At 61.3% G+C, this 17,950-nt stretch carries 16 protein-coding genes; 8 read left to right on the top strand and 8 right to left on the bottom strand.

What is annotated here, in order from left to right; genetic code table 11:
* Nucleotides 1–108 precede the first annotated feature (108 nt).
* The 6 genes from ACX3YF_RS09770 to bioB form a co-directional block, all read right to left on the bottom strand.
* Nucleotides 109–405, bottom strand: coding sequence for a pyrroloquinoline quinone biosynthesis protein PqqE (locus tag ACX3YF_RS09770; protein WP_103404136.1), 297 nt, complete (start codon nt 403–405; stop codon nt 109–111).
* Between the two features lie 107 nt (nt 406–512).
* A complete protein-coding gene (gene bioD / locus ACX3YF_RS09765; RefSeq protein ID WP_047534235.1) occupies nt 513–1,193 on the bottom strand; it encodes a dethiobiotin synthase in 681 nt (226 codons plus the stop codon).
* Nucleotides 1,190–2,002: a malonyl-ACP O-methyltransferase BioC gene (bioC, locus tag ACX3YF_RS09760; RefSeq protein WP_130210234.1), complete on the bottom strand. Its 813-nt coding sequence runs from the start codon at nt 2,000–2,002 to the stop codon at nt 1,190–1,192. Before bioC ends, bioD begins: the two co-directional genes overlap by 4 nt.
* Nucleotides 1,995–2,726, bottom strand: a complete 732-nt coding sequence (locus ACX3YF_RS09755; protein ID WP_448647512.1) for an alpha/beta fold hydrolase — start codon at nt 2,724–2,726, stop codon at nt 1,995–1,997. Before ACX3YF_RS09755 ends, bioC begins: the two co-directional genes overlap by 8 nt.
* Nucleotides 2,719–3,897 carry an 8-amino-7-oxononanoate synthase gene (gene bioF, locus ACX3YF_RS09750; RefSeq protein WP_130210230.1) on the bottom strand — a complete coding sequence of 393 codons (1,179 nt, stop codon included), beginning with the start codon at nt 3,895–3,897 and terminating at the stop codon, nt 2,719–2,721. Before bioF ends, ACX3YF_RS09755 begins: the two co-directional genes overlap by 8 nt.
* 194 nt (nt 3,898–4,091) lie before the next feature.
* Nucleotides 4,092–5,147, bottom strand: a complete 1,056-nt coding sequence (gene bioB / locus ACX3YF_RS09745) for a biotin synthase BioB (RefSeq protein ID WP_047534246.1) — start codon at nt 5,145–5,147, stop codon at nt 4,092–4,094.
* 90 nt (nt 5,148–5,237) lie between these two features.
* On the opposite strand from bioB, the gene ACX3YF_RS09740 reads away from it, so the two are divergent.
* The 5 genes from ACX3YF_RS09740 to rarD all read left to right on the top strand — a co-directional run bounded on the left by ACX3YF_RS09740 (nt 5,238) and on the right by rarD (nt 11,000).
* Entirely contained in the window at nt 5,238–5,978 is a 741-nt protein-coding gene (locus tag ACX3YF_RS09740; protein ID WP_458973679.1) for a double zinc ribbon domain-containing protein, read from the top strand.
* Between the two features lie 63 nt (nt 5,979–6,041).
* On the top strand, nt 6,042–6,806 hold the full coding sequence (locus tag ACX3YF_RS09735) for a TOBE domain-containing protein (RefSeq protein ID WP_448647514.1): 765 nt from the start codon (nt 6,042–6,044) through the stop codon (nt 6,804–6,806).
* Nucleotides 6,807–6,873: 67 nt separating this feature from the next.
* Entirely contained in the window at nt 6,874–8,775 is a 1,902-nt protein-coding gene (locus ACX3YF_RS09730; RefSeq protein ID WP_198132823.1) for an alkaline phosphatase PhoX, read from the top strand.
* Between the two features lie 179 nt (nt 8,776–8,954).
* Nucleotides 8,955–9,929 (top strand): serine/threonine protein kinase, encoded by a 975-nt coding sequence (locus ACX3YF_RS09725; protein WP_047534256.1) that lies wholly within the window; start codon nt 8,955–8,957, stop codon nt 9,927–9,929.
* 183 nt (nt 9,930–10,112) lie between these two features.
* Complete coding sequence (gene rarD / locus ACX3YF_RS09720; protein WP_198132824.1) at nt 10,113–11,000, top strand: EamA family transporter RarD; 888 nt, start codon at nt 10,113–10,115, stop codon at nt 10,998–11,000.
* A gap of 215 nt (nt 11,001–11,215) precedes the next feature.
* Here rarD and ACX3YF_RS09715 read toward each other — a convergent pair whose 3' ends face one another.
* On the bottom strand, nt 11,216–11,734 hold the full coding sequence (locus ACX3YF_RS09715) for a glycine cleavage system transcriptional repressor (protein ID WP_130210220.1): 519 nt from the start codon (nt 11,732–11,734) through the stop codon (nt 11,216–11,218).
* 576 nt (nt 11,735–12,310) lie between these two features.
* Here ACX3YF_RS09715 and ACX3YF_RS09710 point away from each other — a divergent pair.
* Nucleotides 12,311–14,488: a malate synthase G gene (locus ACX3YF_RS09710; RefSeq protein WP_458973678.1), complete on the top strand. Its 2,178-nt coding sequence runs from the start codon at nt 12,311–12,313 to the stop codon at nt 14,486–14,488.
* Between the two features lie 105 nt (nt 14,489–14,593).
* Here the strand turns inward: ACX3YF_RS09710 and ACX3YF_RS09705 are convergent, their stop codons facing one another.
* Complete coding sequence (locus ACX3YF_RS09705; RefSeq protein ID WP_130210216.1) at nt 14,594–15,040, bottom strand: response regulator; 447 nt, start codon at nt 15,038–15,040, stop codon at nt 14,594–14,596.
* A gap of 253 nt (nt 15,041–15,293) precedes the next feature.
* Between ACX3YF_RS09705 and ACX3YF_RS09700 the strand changes: the two genes are divergently transcribed.
* On the top strand, nt 15,294–17,234 hold the full coding sequence (locus tag ACX3YF_RS09700) for a putative nucleotidyltransferase substrate binding domain-containing protein (RefSeq protein WP_448647518.1): 1,941 nt from the start codon (nt 15,294–15,296) through the stop codon (nt 17,232–17,234).
* Nucleotides 17,231–17,938, top strand: coding sequence for a 3'-5' exonuclease (locus tag ACX3YF_RS09695; RefSeq protein ID WP_288094916.1), 708 nt, complete (start codon nt 17,231–17,233; stop codon nt 17,936–17,938). Before ACX3YF_RS09700 ends, ACX3YF_RS09695 begins: the two co-directional genes overlap by 4 nt.
* Nucleotides 17,939–17,950: the final 12 nt, after the last annotated feature.

Below are 17,950 nucleotides of genomic sequence, written 5' to 3'. Positions count from 1 at the left end.
TTGACCGAGCAACACGCCGTATCGGAAAGATTATTTTTGGCAAGAAGGACTTACACAGCAAAACGCCGCGAATGTTCGCGGCGTTGCAGGTGCAGATTCAGCGAGGAATCAGGCGAACGTATCGATCAGCGTACCGAGCATTTCATCGGATGCCTTGGCCACCCTGGCCCCCAGCTCCACCTGAAATTTGCCTTGGGACAGCTCGACCACGTTGCTGGCCAGGTCCGATTGCTGACTACGATCGACCGAACGCAACCGATCGACTTGAGCTTCTGAAGATTGGCTGGTCACCGAACGCTCGATCGTCGTGTTGGCGATCTGACTGGCGGCCTGGTCGACACGGTTCTGCCCTGTCTGAATAGTGCTCAGACCGGCATAAAAAGCGGTGCTTCCTGAGATTTCCATGGGAGAACCCGTCTTTGCAAAGGATCAATAGTGCGCATTGAACCAGAGCCGGTGGCAAAACACCCGACAAAAACACTAATGGCATTGTGCCTTGTCATAGACAAAGCCTAGTCAAGCAGATCCAGCTGAAGATGCTCCGCCACCGCTTCAGCCGTCACCACCTTGAGTTTCGGCACACGTCCCAGGCACGGCGCCGGGATTCGTTCGGCGAGGGTCGCCAGGTTTTCTTCCAGACGCGAGGTTTTCGGATCGATGATGTTGGCCACCCAGCCTGCCAGTTGCAAACCGTCCCGGGCAATCGCCTCGGCCGTCAGCAACGCATGGCTGATGCAACCCAGGCGCACGCCAACCACCAGAATCACCGGCAGGTCCAGCGCTATTGCCAGGTCGGACAGATTGGCCTGGTCCGCCAACGGCACCCGCCAGCCACCGGCACCTTCGATCAGGGTGAAATCGGCCTGCCTATCGAGAATCTGCCGCATCGGCGCCAACAAGGACTGCACCGTCAACGCCACGCCCGCCTCACGGGCGGCCAGGTGCGGGGCGATGGCCGGTTCGAACGCCACCGGGTTGACCTGTGCATAAGTCAATGGCAGTGAACATTCCGCCAGCAGCGCCAGTGCATCGGCATTGCGCAAGCCCTTGGGGGTGACCTCGCAACCGGAAGCGACCGGCTTGCCCGCCGCGGTGCTCAGGCCCGCCGAACGCGCCGCATGCAGCAACCCGGCGGCCACCGTGGTCTTGCCGACATCGGTGTCGGTGCCGGTGATGAAATAGGCTGCACTCATAAGGGTTTCTCCAAAACGGCATACACCACTTGATAAGTCGCCGGCAGTCCCTGGGCCTGACGAAACTGCTCATAAGCCTCGATCAACCCCAGAATCCGCGCCCGGCCGGTCAAACCGCCCGGCCGACCAGGATTCAGATTATGCGCCCCCAGCGCCTTGAGTTCATGGGTCAGGCTGCGCACATCGGGGTAATGCAAAACATGGGGACGGGTTTCCAGGCTGATCGCCTGCAGACCACTGGCCGCGCACAAGCCTTGATAAACCGCGAACTCGCGGAAGCGGTTGACGTGGACCATGCCGTCCACCTGCCGCCAGCTGTCACGCAATTCAAACAAGGTGCCCACGCACAGACTAGCAAATGCGAAAACACCGCCCGGTTTCAGGACGCGCCTGGCCTCGCCGAGCACCGACGCGAAGTCCTCGCACCACTGCACTGCCAGGCTGGAGTAGATCAGGTCGCAGGTCGAATCCTGTAGCGGCAAACGCTCGGCATCGCCCGCGATGAAATGCGTGGCGCCGCCCAACGGCCGGGCATGCTTGAGCATGCCCTCGGCAATATCCAGCGCCACGCCGTGACTGGCGGGAAACCGCTCGCCCAGTGCACGACTGAAATGCCCGGTGCCACACCCGAGATCCAGCCAACGCCCCGGCACGAAATCATCCGGCAAACGACGCAGCAACTGGCTGCCGACGTCACGCTGCAACTCGGCCACACTGTCGTAACTCGCCGCCGCACGGGAAAAGGACGCCGCCACCTGGCGCTTGTCGGGCAAACCGCCGGGTGGAACGGGAAGGGATAAATCAGTCATCACCGGACTCATGCAAAAAGGCCTGGATCGCCCCCGCCACACCGTGGGGGTCTTCCAGAAGAAACGCGTGGCTGGCCTGTTCAATCAGACCGATTTCGATATCCGGCAGCAACGCCAGCAAGTCGCCCGCCGCTTCGGCCGGCACCAGCCCGTCGAGGCCGGCGAACAAATGCAACTGCGGGCCGCGAAACGCCTGCAACGCTGGCCGGGTGTCCAGTTGTGCGAGCAACTCCAGCCCACTCATCAACACGGGCGCCGCCGTATGGGGCGCACCACCAAGCAACAAACGCGACAAGCCGCGCGGGTCTTCGGCACCTTGCGCGCAGAGCAGTGAAAAGCGTTTCAACGTCATCCGTGGGTCGGCGGCACAGCCTGCCAGAAACGCATCGAAGGTTTCGCCAGGCATCGCACTCGGCCACTGTTCGTGGGCGACAAAGGACGGGTTGCTCGCCAGGGTCAGCAAGCCGCAGCAACGATCACCGCGACGCGCCGCCAATTCGCAAGCGAGCATGCCGCCCAGGGACCAACCGCCGAGCCAGGCGTCCTGTGGCAGCGTCGAGTCGAGTTCGTCGAGCCATTCTTCAAGATCGCTCGATTCCAGCTCCGGCAGCGGCTCGATCTCGACACGCAGGTGCTCGTCCAGGCCCTGCAACGCCGCGGCCAAGGGTTCCAGCGGTGAAACGCCGAGGCCCCAGCCGGGCAGCAGAATCAGTCGATCACGCATGGCTTGGCTCCGGTCCCAGTTGCTGAAAACAATCGGCCAGTCCATCTAACAATAGCTGCACCTGCGCCTCGCTATGGGCAGCGGTCAGGGTCACGCGCAACCGGGCGCTGCCGGCGGGCACGGTCGGTGGGCGGATCGCGGTCACCATCAGGCCGCGCTCGCGCAACATCTGCGACAGGCGCACCGCACGCCCGGCGTCGCCAACCATGATCGGCTGGATTGGCGTGAAGCTGTCCATCAACTCCAGGCCGATCTGCTCGGCACCTCGGCGGAATTGGCTGATCAACGTTTTCAGATGCTCACGCCGCCAGTGCTCGCTGCGCAGCAGCTCCAGGCTTTTCAGCGTGGCGCAGGCCAGGGCCGGAGGCTGGCTGGTGGTGTAGATGTAGGGGCGGGCGAACTGGATCAGGCTTTCGATCAGTTCCTCACTGCCAGCGACAAAGGCGCCTGCGGTGCCAAACGCCTTGCCGAGGGTGCCGACCAGCACCGGCACGTCATCCTGGCTCAGGCCGAAATGCTCGACGATGCCGCCGCCGTTGGCCCCCAGCGGACCGAAACCATGGGCGTCATCGACCATCAGCCACGCGCCTTTGGCCTTGGTTTCCCGGGCCAGCGCCGGCAAGTCGGCGATGTCGCCGTCCATGCTGAACACGCCGTCGGTGACCACCAGCGTATTGCCGGTCGCCTTCTCAAGGCGCTTGGCCAGGCTCACCGCGTCGTTATGCAGATAACGGTTGAAGCGCGCGCCGGACAACAGCCCGGCATCGAGCAACGACGCGTGATTGAGCCGGTCCTCGAGCACCGTATCGCCCTGCCCCACCAACGCCGTCACTGCACCGAGGTTGGCCATGTAGCCGGTGGTGAACAGCAAGGCGCGTGGGCGCCCGGTCAGGTCGGCCAGCGCTTCTTCCAGCGCGTGATGGGGACCGCTGTGGCCGATCACCAGATGCGAAGCCCCGCCACCGACGCCCCACTTCGATGCGCCAGCGCGCCAGGCTTCGATCACTTGAGGGTGATTGGCCAGGCCCAGGTAATCGTTGTTACAGAACGCCAGCAACGGCTGACCATCGACCACCACTTGCGGGCCTTGCGGGCTTTCAAGCAGCGGGCGCTGACGATAGAGATTTTCGGCACGACGGGCAGCAAGGCGTGCGGCGAGATCGAAAGACATGCAGGCCTCGGGGATCAGGTTTCAGAAGCGATCGCAGTTCCGTGTGGGAGCGAGCTTGCTCGCGATGAGCTTGAGGACGCCGCGGGGGTATCAGATTTTCCGCGTCATCGTTGACGACCATCGCGACGGTGCGACGATTCGACAGGCTCGCTTCCACAGTGTTTTGCATTCCAGCAATGGAACAGGTGCAGTCATCAAACCGCCGCGTTATAGAACTGCTCGCTGCTCTTCTGCTCCACCAGCGCCTGCTCGATGGCGGCCTGATGAACTTCGTCCGAGTGCTCTTCGCGGGCTTCCGGCAGGATGCCCAGACGCGAGAACAACTGCATGTCCTTGTCGGCCTGCGGGTTGGCGGTGGTCAGCAATTTCTCGCCGTAGAAAATCGAGTTGGCGCCGGCAAAGAACGCCAGGGCCTGCATCTGCTCGTTCATGGCTTCGCGGCCGGCGGACAGGCGCACGTGGGATTTCGGCATCAGGATCCGCGCAACGGCGAGCATGCGGATGAAGTCGAACGGGTCGACGTCGTCGGCATTTTCCAGCGGCGTTCCGGCAACTTTCACCAGCATGTTGATCGGCACCGACTCCGGATGCTCCGGCAGGTTGGCCAGCTGGATCAGCAGGTTGGCGCGGTCATCAAGGGACTCGCCCATGCCGAGAATGCCGCCGGAGCAGATTTTCATCCCCGAATCACGTACGTACGCCAGGGTTTGCAGGCGCTCGCTATAGGTGCGGGTGGTGATGATGCTGCCGTAGAACTCAGGCGACGTATCGAGGTTGTGGTTGTAATAGTCGAGGCCGGCCTTGGCCAGCGCTTCGGTCTGTTCCTGATCCAGGCGACCGAGGGTCATGCAGGTTTCCAGGCCCAGAGCTTTGACGCCTTCGACCATTTTCAGCACGTAAGGCATGTCTTTGGCCGACGGATGTTTCCACGCCGCGCCCATGCAGAAACGGGTCGAACCGATGGCCTTGGCGCGAGCGGCCTCTTCGAGGACCTTCTGCACCTCCATCAGTTTTTCTTTTTCCAGGCCGGTGTTGTAGTGACCGGACTGCGGACAATATTTGCAATCTTCCGGGCAGGCGCCAGTCTTGATCGACAGCAGGGTCGATACCTGCACGCGGTTGGCGTCGAAATGCGCGCGGTGCACCGTCTGAGCCTGGAACAACAGGTCATTGAATGGCTGAACGAAGAGTGCTTTGACTTCGGCCAAAGACCAGTCATGACGCAGGGTTGCAGAGGTGCTGGCGCTCATGGGTGTTTCCTTTGTTTTATGCTTGGCAAGCGCCGGGAACGGAACCCCGCAGGCGCATCACAGATGTTTCGGCATATTTAAGGAAGAGCGATGCGCTGTCAACCACGATACAAAGGACCGGTTTACAACTGGTTAAAAAACAAACAACCCTGTTTGCTGTGTGATGAGTGGACTGATGGCGTCACGCCCATCTGCATGGCCTGTGAAACCGAGCTGCCCTGGCTCGGCGATCATTGCCAGACCTGCGCCCTGCCCTTGCCCGCTGCCGGCCTGACGTGCGGCCAATGCCTGAACCAGCCGCCGGCCTTCGAACAGGTGATCGCGCCCTGGACTTACAGCTTCCCGATCGACAGCCTGATTACCCGCTTCAAGCACAGCGCCAAATGGCCATTTGGCCACCTGCTCGGCGAACTTCTTGCCAAATCGCTGCAACATCGCTTCGACAATGACCTGCCTCGACCCGACACGCTGGTAGCGGTGCCCCTGGCCGTCCGGCGCCTGCGCCAACGGGGGTTCAATCAGGCCGCCATGCTGGCGCGCTGGCTCAGCATTCGCCTCGAGATCCCTTCCGATGAACGGTTACTCCTGAGACCCCGGGACACGGGCGCTCAACAGGACCTGAATGCCGAGGCGCGCAAGAAAAACCTGCGCCACGCCTTTGCCCTGGCACCCGATGCGTCACCGAAGGGACGCCACCTGGCACTGGTGGATGACGTACTGACCACCGGCGCCACGGCGCACGCACTGGCCCGCCTGCTGATGGATGCCGGGGCCACCCGCGTCGACGTTTATTGCCTGGCGCGCACGCCCAAGCCTGGCGAGTCACCGTGACTTGACTCCCGGGCCCCGAGCCGCCAACGTCCTCACCCTCGTCACAGCCCAAAGCGTCTTGCCATGTCCTTGCCTACGTTGTTGTCCCAGCACATTGTCCGCCGCCCGCAACGCATCGCCTTGCTGCAACACATCGCCGAGCAAGGTTCGATCACTCGCGCGGCGAAGAGCGCGGGGCTGAGCTACAAGGCCGCTTGGGATGCCATCGACGAGCTGAACAACCTCGCGCAGAAACCGTTGGTGGAACGCAGTGTCGGCGGCAAGGGCGGTGGCGGCGCCAGACTGTCCGCCGAAGGCGAGCGCGTGTTGCGCCTCTATCAGAAGCTTCAGGCGCTGCAGGCCCAGGTACTGGAGGCCGCCGAGGACGCCAGCGACCTCGACTTGCTTGGCCGGCTGATGCTCCGGACCAGCGCACGCAATCAGTTGCACGGTAAGGTCGCGGCCATTGAAACCCAGGGCTACAACGACCGGATTCGCCTCGAATTGGCCGCTGGCTTGAGCCTCGATGCGCAAATCACTCACGACAGCACCCTGCGCCTGGACCTGCAAACCGGTACCGAAGTCGTGGCCCTGATCAAGGCCGGTTGGCTCGAGGTGCTGGGCAGCGACGACGACGCAACAGCCGGACACAATTGCCTGGAAGGCGTTATCGAGGAGATTCTCGACGCCGAGGACGGCCCCTGCGAAGTGCGCATCGGCCTGCCCAATGGCCAAACGCTCTGCGCACTGGCCGAATCCCGGCATTTGCAATCGCGCCAGTTGAGCACCGGAAAACCGGTACGCGTGCAGTTCTCGCCGTCCAACGTCCTGCTCGGCACACCGCTGTAAGGACAACTGCAACAAAAGCTTCATCGCCCATCATTAAGGTGACTGCAAAATACGCAGGGAGCCTGATGTGAGCCTATTAAAAGACAACCAACCCACCGACCTCGAACAAATGGTCGGCCTCAGCCGTCGCGGTTTCATCAGCGCGGGCGCCCTGTGCGGTGCCGCCATGTTTCTCGGCGGCAACCTGTTGAGCCGTAGCGTACTGGCCGCCAGCGTCAGTGCAGGCACCAGCCAGTTGCTGGGTTTCGACAGCATCCCCGCCGCCACCAGCGACGCGATCACCCTGCCGCCAGGCTACAAATCATCGGTACTGATCAGCTGGGGCCAACCGCTGCAGAAAAACGGCCCGGCCTTCGACCCGAGCGGCAATGGCACGGCCGAGCATCAGGAAGTGCAGTTCGGCGACAACAACGACGGCATGAGCCTGTTCGAATTCCCCGGTGAAAAAGACCGGGCGCTGATGGCGATCAACAACGAATACACCAACTACCGCTACCTCTATCCCCACGGCGGCATGCCGCAGTCGGCGCAAGACGTGCGCAAAGCGCTGGCCTGCGAAGGCGTGTCGGTGATCGAGGTGCAGCGCAAGAACGGTCACTGGCAGTTCGTCCAGGGCTCGCACTACAACCGACGCATCCACGGCAATTCGCCGATCAGCCTGAGCGGCCCGGCCGCTGGCCACGACCTGTTGAAAACCAGCGCCGATCCGCACGGCAAAAACGTCCTCGGGACATTCCAGAACTGCGCCAACGGCAAGACGCCCTGGGGCACCTATCTGACCTGCGAAGAGAACTTCACCGACTGCTTCGGCAGCAGCAACGCCGAACAGAAATTCGATGCCGCACAGAAACGCTACGGCGCGGTGGCGACCAGCAAAGAAATCAACTGGCACCCGCACAACGAGCGCTTCGACCTGGCCAAAAACCCCAACGAACTCAACCGTCACGGCTGGGTGGTGGAGATCGACCCGTTCGACCCGAAATCGACCCCGGTCAAACGCACCGCGCTGGGCCGCTTCAAACATGAAAACGCGGCCCTGGCGGAAACCGGCGACGGTCGCGCCGTGGTTTACATGGGCGACGACGAACGCGGCGAGTTCATCTACAAATTCGTCAGCCGCGACAAGATCAACCACAAGAACCCCAAGGCCAACCGCGACCTGCTGGACCACGGCACCTTGTACGTGGCGCGTTTCGACGCCGGCGACGGTAATGCTGATCACCCCAAGGGCCAGGGTGAATGGATCGAACTGACCCACGGCAAGAATGGCATCGACGCCAGCAGCGGTTTTGCCGATCAGGCCGAGGTGCTGATTCATGCGCGCCTGGCCGCCAGCGTGGTCAAAGCCACGCGCATGGACCGCCCGGAATGGATCGTCGTCAGCCCCATGGACGGCCAGGTTTACTGCACGTTGACCAACAACGCCAAACGCGGTGAAGACGGCCAGCCGGTAGGCGGTCCGAACCCGCGGGAGAAGAACGTCTACGGGCAAATCCTGCGCTGGCGCACCGACCGCGACGACCATGGCGCGAACACCTTCGCCTGGGACTTGTTCGTGGTCGCAGGCAACCCGCAGGTGCACGCCGGGACGCCAAAAGGCGGATCGTCAAACATCACCGCACAGAACATGTTCAACAGCCCGGACGGATTGGGTTTCGACAAAGCCGGGCGCTTGTGGATTCTGACCGATGGCGACATGAGCAATGCCGGCGACTTTGCCGGCATGGGCAACAACCAGATGCTCTGCGCCGACCCGAAGACGGGTGAGATTCGCCGTTTCATGGTCGGGCCGATTGGTTGCGAGGTGACAGGGATCAGCTTCTCGCCGGATCAGAAGACGCTGTTCGTCGGGATTCAGCATCCTGGCGAAAACGGTGGATCGACCTTCCCCGAGCATTTGCCGAACGGCAAGCCGCGCTCTTCGGTGATGGCGATTACCCGCGAGGATGGCGGGGTCGTCGGCGCCTGATCCGGCCTCATCGCGAGCAGGCTCGCTCCCACATGGTCAACACCGAACCTGTGGGAGCGAGCCTGCTCGCGATGACGTCAGCCCAAACCACACACATCTCAAGCCCAGTCACTAAAGAAGCCCCGTCTGCGCTACCATGCTTGGCCGGACGCGGCAGCCTGCTGCGCGCAGGAGTCAGCATGGCCCATCCGTTTGAAACCCTCACCCCAGACCTCGTGCTCGATGCCGTCGAAAGCATCGGCTTTCTCAGCGACGCGCGCATTCTGGCGCTCAACAGTTATGAGAACCGCGTCTATCAAGTCGGCATCGAAGACTCCGAGCCGCTGATCGCCAAGTTCTACCGTCCGCAGCGCTGGACCAACGAAGCGATTCTCGAAGAACACCAGTTCACCTTCGAACTCGCCGATGTCGAGGTGCCGGTCGTCGCGCCGTTGATCCACAACGGTGAAACCCTGCACGAACACAAAGGCTTTCGTTTCACCCTGTTCCCCCGCCGGGGTGGCCGTGCGCCGGAGCCGGGCAACCTCGATCAGTTGTATCGCCTGGGGCAATTGCTCGGGCGCCTGCACGCGGTGGGTGCGACCAAACCGTTCCAGCACCGTGAAGCCCTGGGTGTGAAGAACTTCGGTTACGACTCGCTGACTACCTTGCTCGAAGGCAACTTCGTCCCCCGCAGCCTGTTGCCCGCTTACGAGTCAGTAGCCCGCGACCTGCTCAAGCGCGTGGAAGAGGTCTACGACGCCACCCCGCACCAGAACATCCGCATGCACGGCGACTGCCACCCCGGCAACATGATGTGCCGCGACGAGATGTTCCACATCGTCGACCTCGATGACTGCCGCATGGGCCCTGCGGTGCAGGACATCTGGATGATGCTGGCGGGTGATCGCCAGGATTGCCTGGGGCAGTTGTCGGAATTGATGGACGGTTACAACGAGTTCCACGATTTCAACCCGCGCGAACTGGCCTTGATCGAACCGCTGCGCGCCTTGCGCCTGATGCACTACAGCGCCTGGCTCGCCCGCCGCTGGGACGACCCGGCCTTCCCGCGCAGCTTTCCGTGGTTCGGGACGGAAAGGTATTGGGGCGATCAGGTGTTGGCGTTGCGTGAACAACTCGCGGCCCTCAACGAAGAGCCGCTGAAACTCTTCTAAACAGCAGCGCCCCCTGTAGGAGCGAGCCTGCTCGCGATGGTCGAGAACGATAACGCGGGGAACCTGATACCCCGCGGCGCCTTTGAGTTCATCGCGAGCAGGCTCGCTCCTACAAGGATCAGCACATCAGGACAAATCTCCTTACAATCCCCTCTTTGTTAGCTGCCTAAGCAAGGACTCTGCATGCAAGCTGCCAACCTCCGTCGGGGGTACATCCTGGGCCTGAGTGCCTACATCATCTGGGGAGTTTTCCCGCTCTACTTCAAAGCCATCGCCAGCGTGCCCTCTGTGGAGATCATCATCCACCGTGTGTTGTGGTCGGCGCTGTTCGGCACGTTGCTGCTGATGGTCTGGAAACATCCGGGCTGGTGGCGCGAGCTGCGGGAGAACCCGAAACGACTGGCGATCCTGGCCCTGAGCGGCACGCTGATCGCCGCCAACTGGCTGACCTACGTCTGGTCGGTGAACAACGGACGCATGCTTGAAGCCAGCCTGGGTTACTACATCAACCCACTGGTGAACGTGCTGCTGGGCATGCTGATCCTCGGCGAACGATTGCGGCGCATGCAATGGATCGCCGTGGGTCTGGCGGCGGTCGGCGTGGCGCAGCAGGTGTGGCAGGTAGGGAGCCTGCCATGGGTGTCGCTGGTGCTGGCCCTGACCTTCGGTTGCTACGGGCTGATCCGCAAACAGGCACCGGTCAAGGCATTGCCGGGGCTGGTGGTGGAAACCTGGATGCTGGTGCCGATCGCCATCGCCTGGCTGCTGTTCAATCCGACCGCTGTGAGTGCTCAACCTGAGTTCTGGACGACGTCCGAAGCCTGGTGGCTGGTCGCTGCCGGCCCGGTGACGCTGGTGCCGCTGGTCTGCTTCAACGCTGCTGCACGGCATTTGCCCTACACCACGCTGGGATTCCTCCAGTACGTGGCACCGACATTGGTGTTGTTGCAAGCCGTGCTGCTGTTTGGCGAACACCTGTCGTCGAGTACGTTGCTGGCCTTCATCTTTATCTGGGCCGGCCTGGCCGTTTACAGCGTCGATGCCTGGGTCAGCCTGCGCCGCCGAAGCTGATCAAAAAACGCACAAAGCTCCGCAGGCCACGTCTACCGTGGCCTGCATCGTTCCTTCCCAAGGTTATCCACAGCCTGATCCCCGGCGAATGTGCGCAAGTCGCTGAAACTGCTGGTTTTTTGATCAGATCCTGAAAAGCCCCGACCGGCGTGGCCTGGCGGGCTGTCTCTACAGGTTATCCACAGGCAGGTGCACGTTTAACTTGGATAACCTGATCAAGGCTCGCTGCGCAGCACCAATTCCACCATCAGATCGTCGGCCAGGGTTTCCAGGCGCGATTGCAGTACATCCAGGGACAAGGTCAACGGCACTGCGAGAATCGCTTCGGCGTGGAACAGCGGCTCACTGCTCATCGGTGCCGGCCGCACCTCCGTCACCAGTCGTTCCAGGTTCACGCCCTGCTCACTCAACAGGCGGGTGATATCACGCACGATTCCCGGCCGGTCATTGCCGACCAACTCCATGGCAATGGGTTTCCAGGTGCACGATTGCTCGATGCCGCTTTCGGCGATCAAGACGCGAATGCCTTGGGCGGACAAACCTTGCAGGGCATCGACCAGTTCATCGTAGGCCTCTGCCGGTACGCCGACCCGAAGGATCCCGGCGAACTGCCCGGCCATGCGCGACATGCGGCTTTCCAGCCAGTTGCCGCCGTGCTCGGCAATGCATTGGGCGATGCGCTCGACCTGCCCTGGCTTGTCTGGAGCGAAAACAGTGAGTACGAGGTGGTCCATGGCGCAGCCCTCTGGTCATGACTTTTGTTATAGAAAACCAAGTATAGGCAAGGCGCCGGAATCGGCTTGGCACTGCTTTTCTGTGGCGAGGGAGCGTGCTCCCGCTCGACCGTGTAGCGGTCGTAAAGCTTTTGGGCTTGCTTCGCAAACCAGCGGGAGCAAGCTCCCTCGCCACCGAAAACAAAGCCCCATAGCCGGGCCATCAAAGATTATGTGTACAACTTTTTATATTTAACTGGAACAATCTCATGCTTTTTTGAGAACATCCCGATCCTCGACGTGACTGCAATGCGTCATGGGGTCGCAGAACGACGTAATTAGTCTAATTTTCACAACCGCAATTCATCATGTAGTATGCCGCAGCGCGCACTACATAACGTTGGATCGATGTCTGCCTCAGGCGCAGTCGCATCCCTGAAAGCCCCGTCAGCACGGTCTCCGCGCCGTTGATTGGTCCCCACCCAGCCGTCAGAAATGGCATGTACTGGTCCCAGGGTTTGTGGTTTAAATGCCAAAGGCTTCATTGTTAAATTGAAGAGCTGAAAAGCGAAATAGCTGAGCAGAGTGAGGCAAGCAATGACTGAACACGTTCAAGTCGGTGGCCTGCAGGTCGCCAAAGTCCTGTTCGACTTCGTGAACAACGAAGCCATTCCCGGTTCCGGCCTCACCGCCGACACGTTCTGGGCCGGTGCCGACAAGGTCATTCATGACCTGGCGCCGAAGAACAAAGCCCTACTCGCCAAACGCGATGATTTCCAGGCTCGTATCGATGGCTGGCACCAATCCCGTGCCGGTCAGCCACACGACGCCGTGGCCTATAAAGCCTTCCTGCAAGACATCGGTTATCTGCTGCCAGAAGCGGCCGATTTCCAGGCAACGACGCAAAACGTCGATGATGAAATCGCCCGTATGGCCGGCCCGCAACTCGTGGTGCCGGTCATGAACGCCCGTTTCGCACTCAATGCTTCGAACGCCCGCTGGGGTTCGCTGTATGACGCGCTCTACGGCACCGACGCGATCAGCGAAGCTGACGGCGCGGAAAAAGGCAAAGGCTACAACAAGGTGCGCGGCGACAAGGTCATCGCCTTCGCCCGCGCCTTCCTCGACGAAGCGGCGCCATTGGCGGCCGGCTCCCACGTCGACTCCACCCGCTACACCATCGTTGACGGCAAACTGGTGGTCGCCCTCAAAGGCGGCAGCAACACCGGCCTGCGCAACGATGCCCAACTGATCGGCTTCCAGGGCGCTGTTTCGGCCCCCACCGCGATCCTGCTGAAAAACCACGGCCTGCATTTCGAAATCCAGGTCGATGCCAGCACCCCGGTCGGCCAGACCGATGCTGCCGGCGTCAAAGACATCCTGATGGAAGCGGCGCTGACCACCATCATGGACTGCGAAGACTCGGTCGCTGCGGTCGATGCCGACGACAAAGTGGTGATCTACCGCAACTGGCTCGGCCTGATGAAGGGCGATCTGTCGGAAGAAGTCTCCAAGGGTGGTCAGACGTTTACCCGCACCATGAACGCCGACCGCACCTACACCGCCATCGATGGCAGTGAACTGAGCCTGCATGGCCGTTCGTTGCTGTTCGTGCGCAACGTCGGTCACCTGATGACCATCGACGCGATCCTCGATAAAGACGGCAACGAAGTGCCGGAAGGTATCCTCGATGGCCTGGTCACTTGCCTGGCCGCACTGCACAACCTGAACGGCAACACGTCGCGCAAAAACACCCGCACCGGTTCGATCTACATCGTCAAACCGAAAATGCACGGTCCGGAAGAAGCGGCGTTCACCAACGAGCTGTTCGGTCGTATCGAAGACGTGCTGGCCCTGCCACGCAACACCCTCAAAGTCGGGATCATGGACGAGGAGCGTCGTACCACGATCAACCTCAAGGCCTGCATCAAGGCGGCCAGCGAGCGTGTGGTGTTCATCAACACCGGCTTCCTCGACCGTACCGGTGACGAAATCCACACCTCCATGGAAGCCGGCCCGATGGTGCGCAAGGCCGACATGAAGGCGGAAAAATGGATTGGCGCCTACGAGAACTCCAACGTCGATATCGGCTTGAGCACCGGCCTGCAAGGTCGCGCACAAATCGGTAAAGGCATGTGGGCCATGCCGGACCTGATGGCCGCGATGCTCGAACAGAAAATCGCTCATCCACTGGCCGGCGCCAACACCGCCTGGGTCCCTTCGCCGACCGCCGCTGCCTTGCACGCACTGCATTACCACAAGGTTGACGTGTTCGCGCGTCAGGCCGAACTGGCCAAACGTGCTCACGCCTCGGTGGACGACATCCTGACCATCCCGCTGGCGGTCAATCCGCAGTGGACCGCCGAGCAGATCAAGAACGAACTGGACAACAACGCCCAGGGCATTCTCGGTTATGTGGTGCGCTGGATCGACCAGGGCGTCGGCTGTTCGAAAGTGCCGGACATCAACGACATCGGCCTGATGGAAGACCGTGCGACGCTGCGTATTTCCAGCCAGCACATCGCCAACTGGCTGCGTCACGGTATCGTCACTCAAGAGCAAGTGATGGAAAGCCTCAAGCGCATGGCGCCGGTGGTGGACCGTCAGAATGCCGGGGATGCGCTGTACCGTCCGCTGGCACCGAACTTCGACAGCAACATCGCCTTCCAGGCAGCCGTCGAACTGGTGATCGAAGGTACCCAGCAGCCGAACGGCTACACCGAGCCGGTCCTGCACCGTCGTCGCCGCGAGTTCAAGGCTGCCAATGGCCTGTAACTGAGCGTTTGCGCCGGACATGAAAAAGCCCTGATCGAAAGATCAGGGCTTTTTCTTTTGCAAATGCGGTTCCCTGTGGGAGCAAGCGGCGCTGACAGGTCTGGCCTAAGACTCCATCCCCAACTCATGCTTCACCAGCCCCAGCAACTGGCCGCTATCAATTGGCTTGAGCAGGAAATCCACCACACTCAAATGCATCGCCGCAATGGCGTCCTTCACGTCGGCATCCCCCGAGACGATGATGATCGGCATCGCCGCCCGCTCCGACTCACGCACCCGGCGGATCAGATCCAGGCCGCCTATGTGGCCCATTCGCAGATCGGTGATCACCAGGCCAATCGCTGGTTTCTCTGCCAGCATTTTGAGTGCGGTCTCGCCACTGGCGGCGGTCAGGCAGCGAATCCCGTCCAGCGCCAGAATTTCCGACAGCAATTCCCGGGCGTCTTTATCGTCATCGACGACCAGCACGCGCTGCGGCGGCAAGTCAGGTTCCAGCATGACGGCACTGAGCGCCTCGCGCTCGGCATCACTCAAAATATCGTGGTCGGACATGGCTTTCTCTACATGTTCAGTTCAATTCCCTAGCACAGTGGTCAGACATCGCTAAGCAGACCTTCAATGTGCACTTCGTCGGATATTTTTCCAATAGGGAGGCTGAGAGGTTTTTCGTACAATTGCGTAAGGCTTTTCCGACATTCCCTCACACACATCACCTACCTAGACTTACGTCCAATGGGCACCCGGACCGCAGGGGCCGACCATGACCGAGTCATCCGACGACAAAAAATCCAAAAAGACTGCGGTTATGGTTATGAGTAAAGCGGACGCCTTCACACAGGCAGGGAAAACCGCGGTGTTGCAGAACATCCAGGGCACCTTGCAATTCCTTCAGCGCTTCCCGCCCTTCAATCAAATGGAACACGCGCACCTGGCGTACCTGGTTGAACAGTGTCAGCTGCGTTTTTATGCGCCCGGCGAAAGCATCATCAAGCCTGCCGATGGCCCGGTTGAGCACTTTTACATCGTCAAGCAGGGCCGGGTCGTGGGCGAACGTCCGCACACGGCCAAGGGCGGCACTGAAACGACCTTCGAAATCACCACCGGCGAGTGTTTTCCCCTCGCCGCGTTGCTGGGCGAGCGGGCGACCCGCACCGAGCATCTCGCCGCCGAAGACACTTTTTGCCTACAGCTGAACAAGCTCGCGTTCATCAAACTGTTCGCCATTTCCAGCACCTTCCGCGACTTTGCCCTACGCGGCGTCAGTAGCCTGCTGGATCAAGTCAACCAGCAGGTCCAGCAAAAGGCCGTGGAAACCCTCGGCACCCAATACTCGCTCAACACCCGCCTCGGCGAACTGGCCATGCGCCATCCGGTGACCTGCAGCCCGGAGACCCCCCTGCGCGAAGCCGTGACCCTGATGCATGAACAGCAGGTGGGCAGCATTGTGGTGGTCGACGCACAAAAGGCGCCGCTGGGGATTTTCACCCTGCGTGACTTGCGTCAGGTCGTGGCCAACGGCACGAATGACTTCAACGAAACCATCGAACGGCACATGACCCATGCGCCGTTTTTCCTGTCGCCCGATCACAGCGCCTTTGACGCCGCCATTGCCATGACCGAGCGCCACATCGCCCACGTCTGCCTGGTCAAGAACCAGCGCCTGTGCGGTGTGGTCTCGGAACGTGACCTGTTTTCCCTGCAACGGGTCGACCTGGTGCACCTGGCGCGCACCATTCGCAGCGCCCAGCGCGTGGAAAACCTGGTCACCCTGCGCGGCGAGATCGGTCAACTGGTGGAACGCATGCTGGCCCACGGCGCGTCTTCGACCCAGATCACCCACATCATCACCCTGCTCAACGACCACACCGTGTGCCGGGTGATCGAGTTGACCCTGGCCGAAAAAGGCGATCCCGGCGTGCCGTTCAGTTGGCTGTGTTTCGGCAGCGAAGGGCGCCGCGAGCAAACCCTGCACACGGATCAGGACAACGGCATCCTTTTTGAAGCGCGGGACGCCGCCCACGCCGCTGAAATCCGCGGCAAGTTGCTGCCCATCGCCCAGCAGATCAACCAGAGCCTGGCCCTGTGCGGCTTCACCCTGTGCAAGGGCAACATCATGGCCGGCAACCCCGAGCTGTGTTTGTCCCGAACCGAATGGGCTCGGCGTTTTGCAGCATTTATCCGCGAGGCAACGCCGGAGAACCTGCTCGCTTCGAGTATCTATTTCGATTTGCGCGTGGTCTGGGGCAGCGAGCAAGGCTGCGAACAGTTGCGCCGCGCAATTCTCGATCAAGTCGGCGACAACCGCTTGTTCCAGCGCATGATGGCCGAGAATGCCTTGCGCAATCGTCCGCCCGTGGGCCGTTTCCGTGAGTTTGTACTGGCCCGGAAAAATGGCGAGAAGGCCACCCTCGACCTGAAGGTCCAGGGCCTGACCCCGTTCGTCGATGCTGCACGTTTACTGGCCCTGGCCAACGGCGTCGAAGCGAACAACACGCTGGAGCGCTTTCGCCAGTTGGTCGACAAGGAGGTCATCGACGCCCTGGACGGTGCAGCGTATGAAGAGGCGTATCACTTCATTCAGCAAACCCGCATGCAGCAACATCAACGCCAGACCCGGGAAAACCTGCCCTACTCCAACCGCGTGGACCCGGACAGCCTCAATCATCTGGACCGACGCATCCTGCGTGAATCCCTGCGCCAGGCCCAACGCCTGCAAAGCAGCCTGACCCTGCGGTATCAGCTATGAGCCTGTTTTCATGGTTGCGCCCGGCCGGCCCGATCCTGTCCGGGGAGCTGCAACTACGCCTGCAACGCTTGCCAACAGCGACGGGACTGAGTGAATGCAGCCTGCGCGAACAGCGCTGGGTAGTGCTGGACCTGGAAACCACCGGGCTGAACCTGAACAAGGACCGCGTGCTGTCCATCGGCGCAGTGGTGATCGAGGACGGCGCGATCGATTTCAGCCAACAGTTCGAACGCACCCTGCAATGCACCGACGTCAAACTCGGTCCCAGCGTATTGATCCACGGCATCGGCCCCAGCGCGATTGCCGCCGGCAGCGACCCGGCGCTGGCATTGGTCGAATTCATGGAGTACGTCGGCGACAGCCCGATCCTGGCCTTTCATGCGCCTTTCGACCAACACATGCTCGGCCGCGCCTTGAAAGATCATCTGGGCTACAAGTTGCAGCATCCCTTTCTGGATGTGGCGGACATTGCCCCGCTGCTGTGCCCGCAAGCCAACATCCGCGAAGCCGGACTGGACGAGTGGATCGACTGGTTCAAGCTCGAAGTCTTCGAGCGCCACAACGCCAGCGCCGATGCCCTGGCCACCGCCGAACTGGCGCTGATCCTGTTCAGCCGGGCACGGCAGCAGCAGATTCATAGCCCGTTGAATTTGCAGCAGCGCCTGAATCAGTGGAAGCGACGGCAGCGCACACCGTCCTTCTGATCTTCGGCCGCT

It is taken from the genome of Pseudomonas fluorescens group sp. PF-69, assembly GCF_054481235.1.
Note: the sequence above shows the minus strand (reverse complement) of the source record. Positions and strands in the feature narration are given on the sequence as shown.

What these genes read in the sequence shown, in the direction of transcription:
- ACX3YF_RS09770 (WP_103404136.1), bottom strand. Translation starts at nt 405, where the DNA reads ATGGAAATCTCAGGAAGCACCGCTTTTTATGCCGGTCTGAGCACTATT.
- bioD (WP_047534235.1), bottom strand. Translation starts at nt 1,193, where the DNA reads ATGAGTGCAGCCTATTTCATCACCGGCACCGACACCGATGTCGGCAAG.
- bioC (WP_130210234.1), bottom strand. Translation starts at nt 2,002, where the DNA reads ATGACTGATTTATCCCTTCCCGTTCCACCCGGCGGTTTGCCCGACAAG.
- ACX3YF_RS09755 (WP_448647512.1), bottom strand. Translation starts at nt 2,726, where the DNA reads ATGCGTGATCGACTGATTCTGCTGCCCGGCTGGGGCCTCGGCGTTTCA.
- bioF (WP_130210230.1), bottom strand. Translation starts at nt 3,897, where the DNA reads ATGTCTTTCGATCTCGCCGCACGCCTTGCTGCCCGTCGTGCCGAAAAT.
- bioB (WP_047534246.1), bottom strand. Translation starts at nt 5,147, where the DNA reads ATGAGCGCCAGCACCTCTGCAACCCTGCGTCATGACTGGTCTTTGGCC.
- ACX3YF_RS09740 (WP_458973679.1), top strand. Translation starts at nt 5,238, where the DNA reads ATGCGCTGTCAACCACGATACAAAGGACCGGTTTACAACTGGTTAAAA.
- ACX3YF_RS09735 (WP_448647514.1), top strand. Translation starts at nt 6,042, where the DNA reads ATGTCCTTGCCTACGTTGTTGTCCCAGCACATTGTCCGCCGCCCGCAA.
- ACX3YF_RS09725 (WP_047534256.1), top strand. Translation starts at nt 8,955, where the DNA reads ATGGCCCATCCGTTTGAAACCCTCACCCCAGACCTCGTGCTCGATGCC.
- rarD (WP_198132824.1), top strand. Translation starts at nt 10,113, where the DNA reads ATGCAAGCTGCCAACCTCCGTCGGGGGTACATCCTGGGCCTGAGTGCC.
- ACX3YF_RS09715 (WP_130210220.1), bottom strand. Translation starts at nt 11,734, where the DNA reads ATGGACCACCTCGTACTCACTGTTTTCGCTCCAGACAAGCCAGGGCAG.
- ACX3YF_RS09710 (WP_458973678.1), top strand. Translation starts at nt 12,311, where the DNA reads ATGACTGAACACGTTCAAGTCGGTGGCCTGCAGGTCGCCAAAGTCCTG.
- ACX3YF_RS09705 (WP_130210216.1), bottom strand. Translation starts at nt 15,040, where the DNA reads ATGTCCGACCACGATATTTTGAGTGATGCCGAGCGCGAGGCGCTCAGT.
- ACX3YF_RS09700 (WP_448647518.1), top strand. Translation starts at nt 15,294, where the DNA reads ATGGTTATGAGTAAAGCGGACGCCTTCACACAGGCAGGGAAAACCGCG.
- ACX3YF_RS09695 (WP_288094916.1), top strand. Translation starts at nt 17,231, where the DNA reads ATGAGCCTGTTTTCATGGTTGCGCCCGGCCGGCCCGATCCTGTCCGGG.